The organism is Flavobacterium sp. FG68, assembly GCF_057808895.1.
This window is the reverse complement of the sequence record NZ_JBMDIY010000031.1, coordinates 1-20815: the sequence shown is the minus strand read 5'-3', so window position 1 is coordinate 20815 and position 20815 is coordinate 1. Positions and strand designations below refer to the sequence as shown.

The window sequence follows — 20815 nt, the reverse complement described above, 5'->3', positions numbered from 1 at the left end:
CAGTGATTACGAATTAAATAACTAAAAATTTAATCTAATGAAAAAGTTTAAAAATAACATTGCAATCAAAAGTCCGCAAAAAGGGCTTTTGATTACTGCATTGCTTCTTGCACAATTAAGTTTTACGCAAACAAAACCAGAAGAATTTAAAGGAGTTATTGGCAAAACCTTAGCCGAATCTAAAGAATATTGGCCGGAACCGGTTACACCTCCTAAAGGTGCCCCAAATGTCGTTTGGATTATTCTGGACGATGTAGGTTATGGCGCTTCAAGTGCTTTTGGAGGTCAAATCGAAACTCCGGTTTTAGAAAGTTTAGCCAACAACGGATTACGATATACCAATTTTCATACAACGGCAATTTGTGCTCCTACCCGCTCTGCTTTGTTGACCGGAAGTAATTCGCATAAAGTACACGTTGGAGGATTTTCTCATACGATTATGTCGGCAGGATTTCCAGGTTGGGACGGAAGATTACCCTCTAAAAACGGAACCGTTGCCGAAATTTTACGTGATAAAGGATACAATACTTTTGGCGTAGGTAAATATGGGATAACGCCTGACGAAGAAGCAACAGATGCCGGACCGTTTGATCACTGGCCAACCGGAAAAGGGTTTGAACATTTCTACGGCTTTTTAGGTTCAGCTACAGATCAGTACAAACCTGATTTAATTGAAGATCAAGCTCATATTACGCCTGACGGAAGACATCTTAGCGAACAAATAACCGATAAAGCAATTAGTTATATTCAGAAACAACAAAAAGCAGCGCCGGGAAAACCATTCTTTTTATACTATTCTCCCGCAGCCGTTCACGCACCTCATCAGGTAGCTCAAAAATGGAGCGATCCTTATAAAGGAAAATTTGATGATGGTTGGGACGCTTACCGCGAAAAAACACTAGCCAATCAAAAGAAACTTGGTGTTATTCCTGCTGATGCTGTTTTACCGGAACGCAACTCACTTATTGCAGACTGGAAAAAATTAACGCCGGATCAAAAGAAAGTATATTCAAAATTCATGGAAGTTTATGCCGGATATTTGACGTATACCGATTATGAAATTGGAAGATTGATTACTTATTTAAAAGAAAGCAATCAACTGGAAAATACTGTTGTTTTTGTTTTAATTGGCGATAACGGAGCCAGTAAAGAAGGAACACTTCAAGGAGCTGTAGACAGACAAACCTATGTAAATGGTGATACAGAAGAAAAAGTATTCCAAAATAATTTAAATAGAATTGGCGAAATTGGAACAGCTCAAACCTACACCAATTATCCTTTGGGTTGGGCTCAGGCAACTAATACACCTTTCAAATATTGGAAACAAGATGCCAATTCTGAAGGAGGAACACATAATCCCTTGATTGTTTATTATCCAAAAGGAATCAAAACTCCGGGAATCAGAACGCAATACAGTCACGTAATTGATATTTTACCAACAACTCTTGATATTTTGGGCGTAAAAGCACCGGAATCTATTAGAGAAGTTAAACAAGACACGATTCAGGGATATTCATTTTACAATTCCTTGAATGATGCAAAAGCCGTTTCCTTACATAAAATTCAACATTATTACATCTTTGGATCAAGAGCCATTTATAATGACGGTTGGAAAGCAGCTGCGGCACATCATCCCAATTCAATTGAAGTTAAAGAAGCTTTGAATAATAAAGTAAATCTTCCGCCAAGTGATTTTGACAAAGATGTTTGGGAACTATACAACATCAACGAAGACTTTAACGAAAGAAAAGATTTGGCTAAAAAATACCCTGAAAAAGTAGCCGAACTAAAAAAACTTTTCGATCAGCAAGCTAAGAAAAACAATTTATATCCTTTAATAGACTGGCAGGATGTTTACCTGAGAAAAATACACAAAACGCCGTCTACCGAAGGAAAATCTGCTCAGGAATTATTAACCAAAGCAAACAAGTAAAAAAATTTACTCAAAAACTCTACTAAATCCATAGATAAATAAATATTAAAAAAAGAAATAATGAAAAAATTTGAAATTAACTCAAAAATCAAAAGCTCTGGAAAAGGGCTTTTGATTACGGCATTGCTGGCTGTACAGTTTGGCTTTGCACAAGATACTCAAGAGTTCAAAGGAACAATTGGTAAAACATTAGCCGATTCTAAAGAATATTGGCCAGAGCCTGTAAAAGCGCCAAAAGGTGCACCAAATATTGTCTGGATTTTATTAGATGATGTTGGATTTGGAGCTGCAAGTGCTTTTGGAGGTTTAATCCAAACGCCAACTTTTGAAAATCTGGCTAATAACGGTTTACGTTATACCAACTTTCATACAACAGCAATTTGTGCGCCAACGCGTGCTGCATTATTAACGGGAAGAAATTCTGGAAGAGTGCACGAAAGCGGATTTTCGCACACTATTTTATCGGCTGGTTTTCCAGGCTGGGACGGAAGAATTCCATCTGATAAAGGAACAATTGCAGAGATTTTACGTGAAAACGGATACAACACTTTTGCCGTTGGTAAATACGGTGTAACTCCAGATGAAGATGCTACAGATGCAGGTCCGTTTGACAGATGGCCAACTGGAAAAGGTTTCGATCATTTCTACGGATTCCTTGGTTCTCAAACAGATCAATACAATCCTGATTTAGTGGAAGATCAGGCGCATGTGAAACCAGACGGACGTCACTTAAATGAATTAATTACAGATAAAGCAATCAGCTACATTCAAAAACAACAAAAAGCGGCACCTGGAAAACCATTCTTTTTATACTATGCGCCGGGAGCTGTTCATGCACCTCATCAGGTTGCTGAAAAATGGATCGAGCCTTACAAAGGAAAATTTGACGAAGGTTACGATGTGTACCGTGAAAAAGTATTAGCAAACCAAAAGAAATTAGGTGTTGTTCCTGCGAATGCGGTATTACCAGAGCGTAATGCACTAATTACAGAATGGAAAAAATTAACTCCGGATGAAAAGAAAGTATACGCAAGATTCATGGAAGCTTACGCTGGTTTCCTGACTTATACTGATGCTGAAATTGGAAGAGTGGTTAATTATCTAAAAGAAAGCAACCAGCTTGACAACACTTTAATTTTTGTTGCTATTGGTGATAACGGAGCAAGCAAAGAAGGAACTTTACAAGGAACAATTAACCAAAGTTTATTTTCTCAAGGAAAAACAGAAGCAGAAAATCTTCAAAGTAATTTAAATAATATTGGAGAAATTGGAACTGCAAAAGGTTTAAACACAAACTATCCGTTAGGATGGGCGCAGGCAACAAATGTTCCTTTTAAAAACTGGAAACAAGATGCACATTCTGAAGGTGGAACGCGTAACCCGTTAATTGTTTTTTATCCAAATGGAATTAAAGACAAAGGCGGAATCAGAAATCAATACAGCCACGTAACCGATTTACTGCCAACAACTTTAGAAATTGCAGGAATCAAAGCTCCGGAATATATCAAAGGAATTAAACAAGATATTATTCAGGGATCTTCTTTCCAGGCTTCTTTAGACAATCCAAAAGCAGAATCTTTGCACAAAGTTCAGTATTACTATATCTTCGGAAACAGAGCTATTTATAAAGATGGATGGAAAGCGGCTGCGGCACACTTACCAGATTCATTTGCTGTAAAACAATCATTAGGTAAAAACGAAAAACCAGTTGCAAGCAATTTTGATACTGATGTTTGGGAATTATACAACTTAAACGAAGATTTTAACGAACGTAATAACCTAGCTAAAAAATATCCTGAAAAGTTAGCTGAACTTCAAAAATTATTTGATGAACAGGCAAAAGAAAACAATGTTTACCCATTGATTGACTGGCAGGATGTTTACAACAGAAGAATTCACAATACTGGAGCAGACAAAGGTAAAACGTTACAAGATTTAGTGAAGCAAGTAACTAAACCTGCAGATACTGAAACTGCAAAATAATAATTTTACAACCTGCAAGGTTTTCAAAACCTTGTAGGTTTTTCAATAAAAACAGAAGATTCTAACAAATTAGTGAAAAAATAAAAAATAAAACTCGACTATATCCATAGAATTAGAAGTTAAATTATTTATTTTTACATTAACATATTAAAATTCAAAAAGATATGAAACGAGTAGATTATGAAATCATAGGAAAAAAAATTGTCGTTGGGGCAATTGTATTTTTAGTTCCGCTGGTAATATTAGCCGGAGGATTAGCATTAATTAATCAATTTTTAAAATAAGAAATCATGGCAATAGTTCAAAAAGAAAAACTAACAAGAGATTTAAGTATCAGTTTATTAATTTACAGCTTGCCGGTAGTGGCAATTTTCCTGTATTTTAAATTAACGGGCGGAGCGGTAAGCGAATCGCATATTGCACTTCCTTCATTTTTAGAATTCGCAAAACCAGCATTCGAAAACATCCGCACGTGGGGATTAACCGTTTTCATGGTGGTTTTAGGAATTATAGAATTTGCAGCAGGTCTTTACGATGACGAATGGACAGGCGAAGAACGTAAAGTAGATATCGTTTGTTTCTTAGCTCCAAAATTACTTTTACCTCCTGTAATTGCATTTTTCAGCTTAACAGCTTTACCATATTTATTACCAAATTTAGCTAACACACTTTCATGGGTTCCATTTTGGGGAGGTTTTTTCCTAATCGCAATTGCCGATGATTTAACGCAATACTGGTACCACAGATTACACCATCAAGTTCCGTTTTTATGGCGTTTTCACAGAACACACCACTCTGCTCCATATATGGGAATGGCGATGGCTTCAAGACAAAACTTTATTTACACGGTTTTCTTTTCTCAAATTTATTTGACTGCAACTTTAACCTATTTAGGTTTAGGATTACCGGCTTTATTTGTTTTGGTAATTAAAAGTTTCATCACTTTAGGCGCACATTCAAGCATTGCATGGGACAAACCATTTTACAAATACAGAGTTTTACATCCAATTGCATGGGTTTTAGAAAGATTGATTTCTACTCCGGCAACACACCACGCACACCACGCAGATACAAGCGGTGACGGTGTTGGACACTTTAAAGGAAACTTCGGAAACATGTTTTTCATTTGGGATATGATTTTTGGAACTGGATTAATCACTCGTAAATTCCCGGAATCTTACGGAACAAAATCATACAAACAAGAAGAATGGTACGCACAATTTTTATGGCCAATATTCAAATCTAAAAAAGAAGGAAGTTCTCTTGCCGAAGGTGTATTAGCATTTCCTCTAAAAGCAAAACCTGTAGAAAAAGCAGCAGAAACTGTTGAACAAACTCCGGTTTTAGAACAAGCTTAATCTTAAAAAGCAATAAAAATATAAAGTACGGCAGTGTATTCAAATTAACCTTGAATACGCTGCCAGCTTTTATCAAAACTATACTGTTATGAAAAATAAAATAAATATTATTACACTAATCCTGCTGTTTACAATAGTAGGTTTTTCGCAGAATAAAAGTTCAAATACCGTTTCATTAGATGTTTATTACAGTAAAATTCAGGCTGAAAAAAAACCGCAGATAATTGATGCCCGAGGTGCAGAAGAATTTGCCCTAAACCATATTAACGGCGCAGTAAACTTCAATTTAGAGTCAAAAGATTATGCCGAACAAGTTGCAAAATTAGATAAATCAAGACCTGTTTTCACTTACTCAATTGGAGCAGGAAGAAGCGTTTGGCTGGCAGACGATTTATTAAAAAAAGGCTTCAAAGAAGCCTATAGTTTAGAAGGCGGAATTGCCAACTGGATTGGAAACGGAAAACCTTTTTATGCCAATTCTAAAAGCAAACTGACTTTAGCGGAATACAACAAAATCATTGCTGATAATAAAACTGTTTTGGTTGATATTGGTTCTAAATATTGCGGTGCGTGTATAAAAGTAAAACCAGTTCTGGAAACCATTAGAGCACAATACGGAGAAAATTTAAAAATCGTAGAAATCGAGTTAGAAACCAGCCCGCAAGTAATCGCCGATTTAAAAACGGTAAAGGTCTTCCCTACTTTGATTTTATATCAAAATGGCAAAATCGTTTTCAAAAAAGACGGTTTGGGCGATTTGAAAAATGATGTTGATGTGGCTTTGGCTTCGAAATAAACATACACGTAAATCTTTGCCAAAGTTTAAAACTTTGACAAAGTTCGCTACAATCTTGTCAGGTTGAGCGAAGTCGAATGTCAGGCTGAGCGAAGTCGAAGCCCGCGCTAGAAACTCTACAAAGATTGAATTTTCGTACAAAGGACTTCACATAGCTTGTCATTTCGAGGAACGAGAAATCGCACTAGTAATTCCGTAACGAAACCCACACAGTTTGTCATTTCGACGAAGGAGAAATCTCCACGAGTAACTCCGCAACGAAAATCCAATCTCTGTAGAGTTTCTTGCGAAGATTTCTCCTTCGTCGAAATGACAAAGATTATGAAATATACCCTAATTCAAAAACAAAATATAACCAACCATAATGGCAAACTATAAAAAAATAACCAAAATTATTCTACCCATTTTATTAGTGCTTCTTATCCTCGCAGCATTCTTATTCTGGCCCATAAATACCGACGGAACATTAATTAAAGTAGATGAAAAACTAGCCGAAGGAAAAACAGCATTTCTTTCTCAAAAAGATACAACTTCAGCAAAAAAGCCGAACATTATCATTCTCGTTGCCGATGATTTGGGTAAATATGATATTTCTCTTTACGGAGGAAAATCAACGCCAACACCACAAATTGATTCACTTGCAGCATCTGGAGTAACTTTTACAGATGGATATGTTTCGGCATCGATTTGTTCGCCATCGCGTGCGGGATTATTAACCGGACGCTATCAGGAACGTTTCGGGCATGAATATCAGCCGGGAGATCGTTATCCGAAAAACAATTTAGAATATTATGCTTTTAAATATTTAATCAACACGAGCAGCTGGCGATTAAATGATAAAATTAATTATCCAAACGAAGCTTCGATTGCAACGCAGGGTTTACCAAAATCTGAAATTACCTTTGCTGATTTAGCTAAAAAACAAGGTTATAATACCGCCATTATCGGGAAATGGCATTTGGGTCACAACAAAGGATTTTTTCCTTTAGACAGAGGTTTCGATTATCATTACGGATTTTATCAGGCATTCTCGCTTTATACACCTGAAGATGATAATCCAGATATTATCAATCATCATCATAAAGATTTTACTGATAAAACGATTTGGGGTAATGGCCGCGTTGGAATTGGACAAATTCGCCGTGACACCACTATCATAAAAGATAAAAAATATCTAACGGAAACCTTTGCTGATGAAGCAGAAGCTTTTATCGACAAAAATAAAGACAAACCATTTTTATTATATGTTCCGTTTAATGCGCCGCATACGCCATTTCAGGTTCGTAAAAAATATTACGATCGTTTCCCGAATGTAAAAGACGAAAACAAACGTGTCTATTTTGCAATGATCAGCGCACTTGACGATGCCGTTGGAAGAATTAGGGAAAAAGTTAAAAGAGAAGGTTTAGAAGAAAACACTCTAATATTTTTTATCAGCGACAACGGTGGTGCCGATTATACTTTTGCAACAACAAATGCACCATTAAAAGGCGGGAAATTTTCTCATTTTGAAGGCGGTATAAATGTTCCGTTTGCACTTTCGTGGAAGGGAAAAATCAAGCCGCATACTGTTTATAAAACTCCGGTAAGTTCTTTGGATATTTTTAGCACAATTGCAGCCGTTACAAATTCTGGTTTACCAAAAGACCGTGTTTATGACGGAATTGATTTAGTTGATGTTGTAAACAGCAATAAAGAAGCACACAAACATTTATACTGGCGTTCGGGCGATGCAAAAGCCATCAGAAGCGGTGACTGGAAATTAATCATCAGCGGAAAAACGCATGAAAAATGGTTGTATGATTTATCAAAAGACAAATCTGAAACTACAGATCTGGCCTCAAAAAATCCTGAAAAAGTAAAAGAATTACAAACCGCTTTACAAACTTGGGAAAAAGGTTTAATTAAACCGCTTTGGCCTAATTTGACTTATTATGAATTCGACTTTGGTAAACAAAAATACTTTGTTGATTTATAACAATTACAACAGACCTGCAAGGTTTTGGAAACCTTGCAGGTCTTTCATTTTAAATACTATATTAATAACTAATACCTACAAGGTTTTAAAAACCTTGCAGGAAATCAAAAACAAATGTCAACTCAACCCAAACAATTTAATATACACGAAGACTGGACTGTTGTAATTCTGGGATTTATAATCATCGGGATTTCCCTTTTTATATTTCTTCCCGAAGTTCCTGTTTTCAGCTGGTCAAATACTTCTGATTTATTTACGAAAGTATTTGATTTAGCCAATCTTAAAATCCTTTTAATTCAGTTTTTATATCTCATTTCAATTGGCGCAATTGGAGCTTTTTTAATTGGAAGATCCGTAAAATATTTTCTTTTTACTTTTCCAATCGTTTATCTATTAACATTGATTGCACTTATTCTCGCAGGAAATTCAGCCATAAAATCCATCAATTTAGAAGCCGTAATTTTTAGTTTGATAATTGGTTTAGCCATTGGAAATTTCTTCAAACTTCCGGAATGGTTTCGTTCATCGCTTTCTACAGAAGTCTTTGTAAAAATCGGATTGGTATTATTGGGAACCGGAGTAATTTTTTCAGATATATTAAAGGCAGGTTCATTAGGCTTAATTCAGGCATTGGTTGTTGTGATATCCGTCTGGTATTTCGCCTTTTGGCTTTGCCGAAAATTAAAGGTGGACGACGAATTAACGATGATGATTTCGAGTGCCGTTTCAATCTGCGGCGTTTCAGCAGCCATTGCAACTTCGGGCGCGATAAAAGGTGATTCAAAGAAATTATCATATGTCATTTCGATTGTTTTGGTAACCGCAATTCCCATGATGATTTTCATGCCGATTATTGCCAAATATTTCAATTTCCCTGAAGAAGTAACCGGAGCCTGGCTTGGCGGAAGTATTGACACATCTGGAGCCGTTGTAGCATCTGGAACTTTAGTTGGCGAAACGGCTTTAAAAATCAGCACCATTGTAAAATTTTCTCAAAACGTTTTATTAGGATTAGCCGCTTTTGCCATTTCCGTTTATTGGACGTATTCACATAATACTTCTTCAGAAGCTGTAGAATCAAAACCAACTTTAAAAGTGATTTGGGAACGTTTTCCAAAATTTGTAATTGGTTTTATTGGTGCTTCTTTAATCTTCTCCTTTTTAATTACGCCCGAAACCAGAGACGGCGTAAAAGACAGTTTAAAAAACCTGCAGGGAATTTGGTTTGCATTAGCTTTTACAAGCATAGGTTTAGAAACTAATTTTAAAGATTTATTGAGCAATAACAGCCGTAAGCCGTTGTATGCCTTTTTAATTGCACAATTATTCAATGTGATTGTTACGTTGATTATTGCATTTTTGCTATTTCGTTAATCATTATTTTTTGCCACGACCCGAGCGATAGCGAACGGGCGAAGCAATTTCACGAATTTTCACGAATTGATTTGTGGAAATTCGTGAAATTCGTGGCGATAAAAACATTTAGCATGTCTTTGCGGATGAACGAAGCAATCTCATTTGCTAAATCAAACTTTATATCTTAAAGTTTTTATTCATAGCCACAGATTATACGGATTAAAAAGATTTTTTTTCACGCAGATTCTGCAGATTATTGCAGATTTAATTATAAAATCTCTGCTTAATCTGCTTAAATCTTTTAAAATCTGCGTGAAACAAAAACTTTGCGTCTTCGCGACTTTGCGAGATTCTAACAATTCGTAATAAAAAATATCTGCGAAAACAAAAAAAAACACCAACAAACTAAAAATCAACAAACTAAACTTAAAACAAAAACCCATACCCCATTATATCACATCTTTTTTTCAAAAAAAGCAAAGATTAATTTGGATATTACAATATTAAATATAACTTTGTCTATAGAATTAGTAGAGTTTAAAATTAAAAACTTACATTTTGAAAACAACAGTCAATAATACGTATCACATTCTTCGTAAAAAACACACTTATAACGCCTCTTGTTATATGTGCAGCTGTTGCTAATTCTTCCTTATACGTTCGCTTTGAATCGGTTTAAAATTAAAATCGGAAACTATAAATCGAACAGTGTTTATTCCCAAATTATACTGAAATATTCCTTTGATGCTTTGCCTCAGAAGATATCACGTTATACTAAATCAAAATGAAAATAGAGACGACAACTAACATTCTTTTTGATTACTAAGGGTCATTTCTGCGGCAACAGAAATGACCTGATTTTAAGAACATTTATCACTTACAAAAACAAAAAACAAACAACAAAAAGTACATTGCAATGAATACAAAAATTACAAAACTTCTTTTTTCTATTCTCTTAACCGGAGTTGCAACTTCTCACGAGTTACATGCTCAAACAGAATCAAAACCTAATATTATTTTGATTTTGGTGGACGATATGGGTTATTCAGATTTAGGAAATTATGGTTCAGAAATTAAAACACCAAATTTAGATAAGCTAGCTACAGAAGGTTTACGTTTACGCGAATTTTATAATAACTCAATTTGTGCGCCAACACGAGCTTCCCTCCTAACCGGACAATATCAGCATAAAGCGGGAGTTGGATTTTTTGATATCAATTTAGGTTTACCAGCTTATCAGGGTTATTTAAATAAAGAATCTTTGACTTTGGGAGAAGTTTTCCGTTCTGGGGGTTACAGCACACTTTTATCCGGAAAATGGCATGTTGGTTCTGAAGATCAGGCGCAATGGCCAAACCAAAGAGGTTTTGATAAGTTTTACGGAATCTTAAAAGGAGCATCGAATTATTTTGACACAAAACCTTTGCCTTTCGGAAAAACACCTTATCCGGTAAAATTAATCCGCAATAATGAAGAATTACATCCAAAAGATGATTCGTATTATTTTACAGATGAAATAGGAAATAATGCCGTCACTTTCCTTGACGAGCAAAACAAAGAAAACAAGCCTTTCTTTTTATACTTAGCTTTTACGGCGCCGCACTGGCCGCTGCAGGCAAAACCTGTTGATATTGCTAAATACAGAGGAAAATTTGATGAAGGCTGGGATGTTTTAAGAGAAAAGAGAATCCAGAAACTAAAAGCCAGCGGAATTTTACCTGCCGATCAAACTATATCACCAAGAGATCCTGAAGTTCCGGAATGGAATAAGTTAAGCTACGACGAAAAACAATTCTGGAAAGCTAAAATGGAAGTATACGCCGCAATGGTCGACAATATGGATCAAAACGTTGGCAAAGTTCTGGACAAATTAAAAGCGCTTAAAAAAGACAAAAATACATTGATTGTTTTCATTTCAGACAATGGCGCGCAAGGCGGATTCAATACGTATAATCCGCTTGGAAGAGGTTTGGTTCGAAATGATGGTCCAGTTGGAACTTCGGGCTCATTTGATTATCAGGAACAAAACTGGGCTTATTTATCCAATACTCCGTTGCAGCAATATAAAAATAATATGCACGAAGGCGGTTTTAGTTCTCCGTTTATTGCGTGGTTTCCATCCAAAATAAAAGCAGGCAGAATCGAAAAAGGAACCGGACATATTATTGACCTCGCTCCTACTTTCTACGAATTAGCCGGAATAGAATACCCAAAAGAATATAATGGTGTGACGACAAACGCTTTGGTTGGAAAAAGTTTGTTGCCTGTTTTATTTAATAATGTTTCACAGGTCGATAGAGGCGCACCATTATTTTGGGAAAGAGCAGGAAACAGAGCTGTTCGCGACGGAAAATGGAAATTGGTTTCAATTTATCCTTCTTACGAATGGGAATTGTACGATCTTGAAAAAGACCGAGGCGAAACTACTAACGTAGCACAGCAAAATCCGGGAATTGTAAACAAACTTTCGGCTTCTTATTTTGAATGGGCAGACAAAACTGGAGTGGTTGAATACAGTAAATTCAAACTAAAACCAGAGACAATGCCGGGCGGTGCGGCGTTGAAAAAATAAAAATATTTAAAATCGAAAAATATTTAAACACATAGAGACATAGATTTTTGATAAAACTGAAAAAAAAGATTTAAAAGATAACAGGTTATCACACATAGTCCCGATAGCTATCGGGATAAGTTAATGCAAGTGAAACGCCTTTACCCGCAACAAATTCTATGTACCTATGTGTTTAAAAAATAAAATGTGTTTAAAATAAAATTATTTTCTAATCATAAAATCAAATCGATATGAATTCATTTTATCAGGAAATTGCAAGACAGCATCAGGAATTATTAATACTTCCTGAAAAGAAATTAATCCATCAATTTATAGATGAATTGTTTTCGATTTTGTTTTCGAATACTTCAAAATCCTACGGTATTGTGGCTATAATTGAAAATAAATTTGATGGCTTGGAAAAACAATTTGATGAGCTGGTTTTAGACTTTGCTCCTAAAAATCAAAATACCAAAAGGCAGACGGAAACTTTTTTTGAAGCCCTGCCCTATTTACATAAAAAAGCATTGAATGATGCTCAAACTATTTTTGCAAAAGATCCTGCAGCCAAATCTTTAGAAGAAGTATTATATTCGTATCCAGGTTTTTTCGCTATTGCCGTTTATCGATTTTCTCATCAGCTTTGGAAGCAGGATTTAAAATTATTAGCCAGAACGATTTCAGAATACGCGCATATTAAAACCAGCATCGAAATTCATCCCGGAGCCAAAATAGGAAATGATTTTGCAATTGATCACGGCACCGGAATCGTTATTGGCGAAACCACAATTATTGGCAATAATGTTCAAATTTATCAAGGCGTTACGCTTGGTGCTTTGAGCGTTAAAAAAGAGGAAGCTTTTATCAAAAGGCATCCTACAATTGAAGACAATGTTATTATTTACGCCAACAGCACAATTCTTGGCGGACAAACAACTGTAGGCAGAGATTCTATTATTGGAGGAAATGTATGGCTGACGTATTCTGTGCCTTCCAATTCGGTTGTTTACCATAAAAATGAAATGAAGGTTAAGGACAATAATCCTTTTCCCGAACCCATTTTTTATTCTATTTAAAATTGAGTGAATGTTTTTAACACATAGAAACATAGATTACAGTGGAGCTTAAAGATGATTATTAGAAAATCATATTTTTTTTACATAGCTATGTTATTTATTTCTAAGTGAAACGACTTTTTAAAGTAACTAAAAGCTATGTTTCTATGTGTTTAAATTACTCAGTTAATTGAAGCATAAAAATATCAAACACATGAAATATCAGAACATTTTAGAAACCATTGGCAATACGCCGCACATCAAGCTCAACAAGCTTTTTAAAACCCACGAGGTATAGATTAAATTAGAAAAAGCAAATCCGGGATCGAGTATCAAAGACAGAATTGCGCTGGCAATGATATCGAGGTAGATTGTTCGGCACGTGATGAAAGAGTTTTACCGAACACTTTTGTGGATTACATCGAAAATCCAAGAGAATACAATCTGGCTGCTGTACAAACAATTGTTGATGTACATACACGTGTTTCTGATTTATACAGCAAACCATACAACCAGATTTCAGAACAGCTTCGTTTAGCTATTGAAACCATCAAAGAGCGTCAGGAAAGCGAATTAATCAATAATAAAGATTACGGATTATTAAGCAACGTTGCGCCATCTCAAATTATAAAAACAAGAACCGGAGCGCCAACTCCAGATGATTTAGATGAACTATTGACAAAAGTGTGGAAAGAACCAGGATTTTTCCTTTTACATCCGTTAGCAATTGCAGCTTTTGGACGCGAATGTACACGTCGTGGAGTTCCGCCGCCGACAACTTCTTTATTTGGATCACAATTTTTAACATGGAGAGGAATTCCGCTTATTCCATCTGATAAATTACCAATCGTAAAAGGAAAATCAAAAATTATTCTTTTAAGAACAGGTGAAAGCCGTCAGGGCGTTATCGGATTAATTCAGCCGGGATTACAAGGCGAACAATCTCCTGGATTATCAGTTCGTTTTATGGGAATTAACGAAAGAGCCATTGCTTCTTATTTAGTATCTCTTTATTGTTCTTTGGCTATTTTGGTAGATGATGCTATTGCTGTTTTAGAAGATGTAGAAATAGGAAAGTATCATGAGTACAAATATTAATAACAACGGTTTACCAAACATCGACGATTTGCAAAATTTAGCAAACGAGTTGTTTAAAGCTTTACCGAATGAATTTCCAAAAGAAATCTCATTAAGTCCGGATAAAGCCGAACATCCTCGTGCGACAAAGATTGCAGAAACGATTTTGCACGCCGGAAATCTTGATCAATTTGGTCAGTTTCCTGTCGCAAGTCCGTCGAGTACGGTGCCTTCTCCGCCTGCATTTAGCGGATTTGGAGCTTCTCCATCTGTAATAAATTACGGAAATGGAGCTTCAGCTTTGTACCCAAATGCCGGAGCAGGATTTGATCCGCAAAACAGAAATTCATCTTCAGGAGTTCAGGAAAACCATGATTTAAATATCAATGATCCGCATACCGGATTTCATGATGTTAATTTAAAAAATGGAAATGCGCAGCAGCTGAATGAAGAAAGTCTTTTTTCGGGTTTTTCTTTGAATAATCAATATCTGCCATTTCAAACAGAGAATTCATCTTTTGAGATTGAATTACAAGCTGCTTTGGCATCGGTTGATACACAATTTAAGAAACGTGAAGGTTTTCCGTTAAACGGAAATGAAACAACAAATTCGTACTATTTTTTAGATCAGAATCCTTTTGCTTTTGATAAAAGAAGTACAGATATCATTGTTGGAAATTCATTCGAACATAAAGAAATTAATCTTTTTAAAGGACACCATTTTGATGCTGCATTGGTTAAAAAAGATTTTCCAATTCTAAGAGAAACTGTAAACGGAAAACCATTAGTTTGGTTTGATAATGCGGCAACAACGCAGAAACCACAATCGGTAATTGATAGAATTGCATATTTCTACGAACATGAAAATTCAAATATTCATCGTGCGGCACATGAATTAGCTGCCCGCGCATCTGATGCTTATGAAGCCGCTCGTGAAAAAGTAAAAGCTTTTTTAAATGCTTCTTCTGTAAATGAAATTGTTTTTGTGAGAGGCGCAACAGAAGGAATAAATCTGGTAGCTGCAACTTGGGGCGAACAGAATTTAAATTCGGGAGATGAAATTATTGTGAGTAATCTGGAACATCATGCGAATATCGTTCCGTGGAAACGTCTTGCTGATAAAAAAGGTTTGAAATTAAGAGTAATTCCTGTTGACGACGACGGTCAGATTTTGTTGGACGAATATGCAAAACTGCTGAATTCAAAAACACGTTTGGTTGCTTTTACGCAAGTTTCAAATGCATTAGGAACGGTAACTCCGGCGAAAAAAATAGTCGAAATGGCACACGCTGCCGGAGCAAAAGTTTTGATCGACGGCGCACAATCGGTTTCACACATGAAAGTGGATGTGCAACATTTAAATCCGGATTGGCTGGTTTTCTCCGGACATAAATTATTTGGTCCAACGGGAATTGGAGCATTATACGGAAAAGAAGATTTACTAAACGAAATGCAGCCGTATCAATCTGGCGGAAACATGATTCAGGACGTAACTTTTGAGGAAATAAAATACCACAAAGCACCGAATCGTTTTGAAGCCGGAACAGGAAATATCGCCGATGCCATTGGCCTTGGTGCCGCAATTGATTATGTAACCAAATTAGGAATTGAAGCTATTGGTCAATACGAGCATTATTTGTTAGAATATGCCACAAGACTTTTAAAAGAAATTCCGGGTGTACGATTAATTGGAACTGCAAAAGATAAAGCCAGTGTATTGTCTTTTAATTTACAAGGTTATTCAAACGATCAGGTTGGACAAGCTTTAAATAAAGAAGGTGTTGCTGTAAGAACCGGACATCATTGTGCGCAGCCTATTTTACGCAGAATGGGAGTTGAAACAACTGTTCGCCCTTCATTAGCATTTTATAATACAACCGAAGATGTCGACACTTTTATTAAAACCATTTGGGAGCTTAAAAAAGTTAGATTCTAAAAAAATAGAGAGAATGTATTTGATACATTCTCTCAAAAAAGATAATTGCTTTTTTTGATATTTTAAGTAATTATACCCTGAAAGCGATTGTTTTATAACAGTCGCTTTTTTTATTAAAACTATGTTTTTTGGCGCTAAAAAAACAGCATTTTTTTTAACGAAAATATTCTGCCTTACATTTTTATCAAAAAATCAAACAATTTTCATCAAAAACCAACAAACACGTATATAAAAGTTATCAATATCACAAAACTGGTTATAATTGTTATTTTTAGTGTTAAATTATCACTAAAAATTAACATTAAATTAGGATATTTGAGAGACTAATTTAAACGAAATGAATATGAAAATTAAATTAAAACATTACTTGTGGTTGTTTTTACTATTTGTACAAATAGTTGCAGCACAAGAATCTATTTCCGGAAAAGTAACAGATAAAAAAGGCCTGCCAATTCCCGGAGCAAATATTGTAGTACAGGGAAAAAATATCAGTGCTCAAACTGATTTTGACGGTCTATTTAAAATCGCCGCTAAAAAAGGCGAAATATTGGTTGTAACTTATGTAAGTTATAAAACTGTAGAAGTTCCTGCTTCTAATAATATTACAATCCAACTCGATGAAGTTCAAAATGAACTTGAAACTGTAGTGGTTGTAGGTTATGGAACACAATCGAAAAGAAATCTAACGGATAATATCGCGCGTGTAACTGCAAAAGATATTCAGCAGATTCCGGTTTCAAACGTACAAAATGCTTTGGTAGGTAAACTGGCCGGAGTTCAGATTACGCAGACAAACGGTAAGGTAGACGGAGGTATTAATATTCGTGTGCGTGGTGCGGCGAGTATTAGTGCAGGCACGCAGCCTTTGTATGTTCTTGACGGAATTCCGTTAATTAATGATGATGAATCAAGCAACGGTGCGCCAACCAACCCGTTATTGACTTTAAGTACTAATGAAATTGAATCTATAGACGTTTTAAAAGATGCGTCTTCGGCAGCAATTTATGGTGCACGTGGAGCAAACGGAGTTGTTTTAATTACTACTAAAAAAGGCCGTGAAGGAAAAGGAACTTTTACGGTAAACCTTTCGCAAGGAGTTAGTGAGGCTACCCATAAAAGAAAATGGCTTAATGCAAAACAATACGTTGAATTATTGCAGGAAGCCGGAAGAAACGTTAACGACTTAGAATCTGTTGAAGATGAGTTAGAATATCTATCTCAGGGAACGGACTGGAGAAATGGTGAAGTCGATACAAACTGGCAGGATATTGCTTTAAGAACAGGTTATACTACAGATGCTGATTTTTCTGCTTCTGGAGGAGATGAAAAAACAAAGTATTTCTTTTCTGGTGCATACAATAATACAACGGGTATTGTTGACAGTAATACGTTAGAAAGATTTACAGCGAGAACAAACGTATCGCATAAAGTTACAGATCGTTTAACATTGGGAATGAACCTGGGTTTTTCGAGATCTTTAATTCACAGGGTTCAGGATGATAATTCATTCTCTTCTCCGCTTCAATCTGTTGCTCAGGCGCCTATTTCGCCAGCAAGATTAGAAGATGGAAGTGCAAACCCTAATACAGAATATTCAAACTACCTTTTAGCAAAAGATAATACGTTCTGGAAAACGATTATGCGCAGACTTACAGGTAAACTTTTTGCTGAATTTAGAATCCTTAATTCATTAAAATTTAATTCTGATTTCTCATACGATCTTTTATCACAAACTGAAGATTACTGGCAAGGTAAAAATGCTCCTTTTATGGCCACAGACGGAGCTGTATTTGCAACTTCTGTAAATACAGAAAATTATGTTTCGAGTAACTATTTTACATTTGATAAAACATTTGCAGAAAAACATACTTTTAACGTTGTAGCTGGTATGGAATTCAACAAATACAACAGAAGATATCAGGATGTAAACAGTATTTATTTCTCAAGCGATGATTTTCAAACTGTTGACGGTGGAGCTGAAGTAAATGAAGGCCACGGAAATGAAACGGATTATGCGTTTGTTTCTCAATTTGGAAGATTAAATTATTCTTTCCAGAATAAATATCTTTTAAAAGCCAGTATTCGTCGTGATGGTTCATCTCGTTTTGGAAAAAATGAACGCTTTGGAGTTTTCCCGGCATTTTCTGCAGGATGGGTTATTTCGCAAGAAGAGTTTTTAAAGGACAGTAAAGCTATTTCCAACTTAAAAATAAAAGGAAGCTGGGGTAAATTAGGAAATGCCGAAATCGGGAATTTTGCTTCTCGTCAGCTTTACAGACCAAATCCTTATAATTTAAAATCAGGGCTTACTTTTGATCAGCCTGGAAATGATGATTTGACTTGGGAAAAATCAGCTCAAACAGATTTTGGTGTTGAAATTGGTTTTATAGACCGATTTTCAATCGAAGCAGATTATTACCAAAAAGATACTGACGGATTACTATTTGAAGTTCCGTTACCAATAAGTTCCGGAGCGGGTTCTATCAATAAAAATATTGGAAAAATAAGAAGTAATGGTTTTGAACTTACTATCAACACTAAAAATATTGATACAGAAAACTTTAAATGGAATACGAGTTTCAATTTGACAACAAATGAATCAAAGGTTAAATCGCTTCCAAACGATAACCGAGACATTATAGTTGGATACAATATAAACAGAGGTGGAGAAAACATTTCCTCTTTCTATTTAGTTGAATATGCAGGAGTTGACCCTGATAATGGAGATGCTTTATTTTACAAAAACACTAAAAAAACCGATGGTACACGCGACCGTACTACAACAAGAAATTATAGTGAAGCAGAACGTATTATTGCAGGAAACCCTTTCCCTACTTTAATGTCTGGTTTAACAAACACAATTCTTTACAAAGGTTTTGATTTTACCTTTACGTTTCAGGGAGAATGGGGCGCGAGTATTTATAATTCAGCAGGGATTTATCAATCAACTGCGGCTGATTATTTTGACAACCAAACAGCTGATCAGTTAAACAGATGGCAAAATCCTGGTGATATTACAGATGTTCCTCAAGCCAGATTTGGAGGTTCAAACGGTACACAAGATTCTTCTCGTTACCTTGATAAAGCCGATTTTGTTCGTTTAAGAAATTTAACTTTGGGTTATACACTTCCTAAAGATGTTTTGAAAGATTTAGGAATGAGCAGTTTAAGAGTTTATTTTACGGCTGTTAACTTATTAACCTTTACAAACTACGAAGGAAATGATCCTGAAGCAAGAAGAGATGACAGCGGAATTGGAGAAGATTTTTATTCAGCACCTCCGGCGAGAACAACAGCAATTGGTGTAAACTTTAATTTTTAAAAAGAAAAAGATGAAAGCAAATAAACTAATCCTATTTATATTTTTCGCTGCGTTTTTTACAAGCTGCGAAAATGAATTAGACATAGAACCTAAACAGAGAGAAGACGCTAATACAACATTAAGTACCGAAACCGGAGTAACAAATGTACTAACCGGAACTTACGCTCTGGCAGCAAATGGAAATGCTTACGGCGGAAGGGTTTTACTTTACGCAGACTTACTTGGTGTAACAGGAGTTTTAAGCACAACCGATTTAAGATGGCGCGGTACTTTTGGAGAATTAAGACAAATGTATAGTAAAAACATGTTGTCTGATAACGTAATTATCGAAGGCACATATGCGAGATTATATGAAATTATAAACGCATCAAACACGGTTATCGAAAATATCGACAAAGTAAAAGATCCGGACAGACAAGCAGTTATGATTGGCGAAGCTAACTTTTTAAGATCATTGGCTTATTTTGATTTGGTTCGTTTTTTCGCAAAACCTTATGAAACGGGTCAGACAAATAATCAGCTTGGAGTTGTAATAAGACCAAATGCTATTTATGATTTTAGTGTTGATCTTTCAAAAGAAAGAAGCACGGTTGAAGAAGTTTATAAAGTTATTATAGACGGTTTAAATCTTGCCTACACAAACTTACCGGAAGATAATGGTTTTTATGCCGATAAATACGCAGCACAAGCTTTATTAGCAAGAGTGTATTTACAGCAAGGCCGATACGATTTAGCCAGAGATGCCGCAAATGACGTTATTGAAAACAGCGGACATGCATTGTCACAAAATTACGCAGCTGCTTTTAATCATGATACAGATCAGGCTGAAGATGTTTTCTCAATTCAAATCACGAAACAAACGGGTGTAAATGATGCTGTAACTTTTTATGCCTCTGAAGGTAACGGAGGACGCGGCGGAGATTTTTCTATTCGTGATGCTTATTTGGAAAAATTCAGTGATCCTGATGACAGAGCTGAGTTTATCTATGAAAATGAAGATAATGGCAGAATTTTAACTTCTAAATTTACTGATCAGTTTGCTAATGTTGGAATTATTCGTCTGGCAGAAATGTATTTAATTAGGGCCGAAGGAAATTTTGAAGAAGGAACTGCAATAGGAAACACTCCCGTTGATGATATCAATATTATCAGAGAAAGAGCTCATGCTGATGATTTGGCAACAGTTACAATTGATGATATTTTATTAGAAAGAGAATTAGAACTTGGAATGGAAGGATTTTTAATTCACGATATTAAAAGAACCAAACGTTCCATTTTAACTGAAACCCCAGATGGAGATCCGTTATTATTAACTTATGATGCTGATAAATTAGTATTCCCAATTCCGTTAAAAGAAACAGATGCTAACAAAAAAATCACTCAAAATCCCGGGTATAGAATTTAATTGAAGCTTTTGACTAGTCCTAAATAATCGATACAGATTTAATTAGACAAAAATATTTAATTAAG

At 35.5% G+C, this 20815-nt stretch carries 12 protein-coding genes and 1 pseudogene; all 13 read left to right on the top strand.

Features of this window, described 5'->3' with window-relative positions; genetic code table 11:
* Positions 1-37: 37 nt before the first annotated feature.
* Positions 38-1933, top strand: coding sequence for an arylsulfatase (locus ACODSB_RS18155; RefSeq protein ID WP_488938070.1), 1896 nt, complete (start codon positions 38-40; stop codon positions 1931-1933).
* 60 nt (positions 1934-1993) lie between these two features.
* Entirely contained in the window at positions 1994-3916 is a 1923-nt protein-coding gene (locus tag ACODSB_RS18150) for an arylsulfatase (protein ID WP_488938069.1), read from the top strand.
* Positions 3917-4206: 290 nt separating this feature from the next.
* On the top strand, positions 4207-5274 hold the full coding sequence (locus ACODSB_RS18145; protein WP_053471677.1) for a sterol desaturase family protein: 1068 nt from the start codon (positions 4207-4209) through the stop codon (positions 5272-5274).
* A gap of 88 nt (positions 5275-5362) precedes the next feature.
* Positions 5363-6070, top strand: a complete 708-nt coding sequence (locus ACODSB_RS18140; protein ID WP_488938068.1) for a rhodanese-like domain-containing protein — start codon at positions 5363-5365, stop codon at positions 6068-6070.
* A 364-nt stretch (positions 6071-6434) separates the two neighbouring features.
* The gene (locus ACODSB_RS18135; protein WP_488938067.1) at positions 6435-8048 is read left to right on the top strand and encodes a sulfatase-like hydrolase/transferase; all 1614 of its coding nucleotides are present in this window, start codon (positions 6435-6437) and stop codon (positions 8046-8048) included.
* A gap of 114 nt (positions 8049-8162) precedes the next feature.
* A complete protein-coding gene (locus ACODSB_RS18130) occupies positions 8163-9422 on the top strand; it encodes a YeiH family protein (protein ID WP_488938066.1) in 1260 nt (419 codons plus the stop codon).
* Positions 9423-10320: 898 nt separating this feature from the next.
* Positions 10321-11976, top strand: coding sequence for an arylsulfatase (locus ACODSB_RS18125; RefSeq protein WP_488938065.1), 1656 nt, complete (start codon positions 10321-10323; stop codon positions 11974-11976).
* Positions 11977-12206: 230 nt separating this feature from the next.
* Positions 12207-13031 carry a serine O-acetyltransferase EpsC gene (gene epsC, locus ACODSB_RS18120; RefSeq protein ID WP_053471682.1) on the top strand — a complete coding sequence of 275 codons (825 nt, stop codon included), beginning with the start codon at positions 12207-12209 and terminating at the stop codon, positions 13029-13031.
* Between the two features lie 193 nt (positions 13032-13224).
* Positions 13225-13371: pseudogene (locus tag ACODSB_RS18115) on the top strand (cysteine synthase A); the annotation flags it as partial.
* The gene (locus ACODSB_RS18110) at positions 13314-14108 is read left to right on the top strand and encodes a family 2A encapsulin nanocompartment shell protein (protein WP_488938109.1); all 795 of its coding nucleotides are present in this window, start codon (positions 13314-13316) and stop codon (positions 14106-14108) included. The pseudogene ACODSB_RS18115 and the gene ACODSB_RS18110, both read left to right, overlap by 58 nt.
* Positions 14092-16023, top strand: coding sequence for a family 2A encapsulin nanocompartment cargo protein cysteine desulfurase (locus ACODSB_RS18105; protein ID WP_488938064.1), 1932 nt, complete (start codon positions 14092-14094; stop codon positions 16021-16023). Before ACODSB_RS18110 ends, ACODSB_RS18105 begins: the two co-directional genes overlap by 17 nt.
* Positions 16024-16366: 343 nt before the next feature.
* Positions 16367-19345 carry a SusC/RagA family TonB-linked outer membrane protein gene (locus ACODSB_RS18100; protein WP_488938063.1) on the top strand — a complete coding sequence of 993 codons (2979 nt, stop codon included), beginning with the start codon at positions 16367-16369 and terminating at the stop codon, positions 19343-19345.
* Positions 19346-19355: 10 nt separating this feature from the next.
* Positions 19356-20750 (top strand): RagB/SusD family nutrient uptake outer membrane protein, encoded by a 1395-nt coding sequence (locus tag ACODSB_RS18095; protein WP_053471687.1) that lies wholly within the window; start codon positions 19356-19358, stop codon positions 20748-20750.
* Positions 20751-20815 lie beyond the last annotated feature (65 nt).

What these genes read in the sequence shown, in the direction of transcription:
- ACODSB_RS18140 (WP_488938068.1), top strand. Translation starts at nt 5,363, where the DNA reads ATGAAAAATAAAATAAATATTATTACACTAATCCTGCTGTTTACAATA.
- ACODSB_RS18125 (WP_488938065.1), top strand. Translation starts at nt 10,321, where the DNA reads ATGAATACAAAAATTACAAAACTTCTTTTTTCTATTCTCTTAACCGGA.
- ACODSB_RS18155 (WP_488938070.1), top strand. Translation starts at nt 38, where the DNA reads ATGAAAAAGTTTAAAAATAACATTGCAATCAAAAGTCCGCAAAAAGGG.
- ACODSB_RS18135 (WP_488938067.1), top strand. Translation starts at nt 6,435, where the DNA reads ATGGCAAACTATAAAAAAATAACCAAAATTATTCTACCCATTTTATTA.
- ACODSB_RS18130 (WP_488938066.1), top strand. Translation starts at nt 8,163, where the DNA reads ATGTCAACTCAACCCAAACAATTTAATATACACGAAGACTGGACTGTT.
- ACODSB_RS18100 (WP_488938063.1), top strand. Translation starts at nt 16,367, where the DNA reads ATGAAAATTAAATTAAAACATTACTTGTGGTTGTTTTTACTATTTGTA.
- ACODSB_RS18095 (WP_053471687.1), top strand. Translation starts at nt 19,356, where the DNA reads ATGAAAGCAAATAAACTAATCCTATTTATATTTTTCGCTGCGTTTTTT.
- ACODSB_RS18105 (WP_488938064.1), top strand. Translation starts at nt 14,092, where the DNA reads ATGAGTACAAATATTAATAACAACGGTTTACCAAACATCGACGATTTG.
- epsC (WP_053471682.1), top strand. Translation starts at nt 12,207, where the DNA reads ATGAATTCATTTTATCAGGAAATTGCAAGACAGCATCAGGAATTATTA.
- ACODSB_RS18145 (WP_053471677.1), top strand. Translation starts at nt 4,207, where the DNA reads ATGGCAATAGTTCAAAAAGAAAAACTAACAAGAGATTTAAGTATCAGT.
- ACODSB_RS18150 (WP_488938069.1), top strand. Translation starts at nt 1,994, where the DNA reads ATGAAAAAATTTGAAATTAACTCAAAAATCAAAAGCTCTGGAAAAGGG.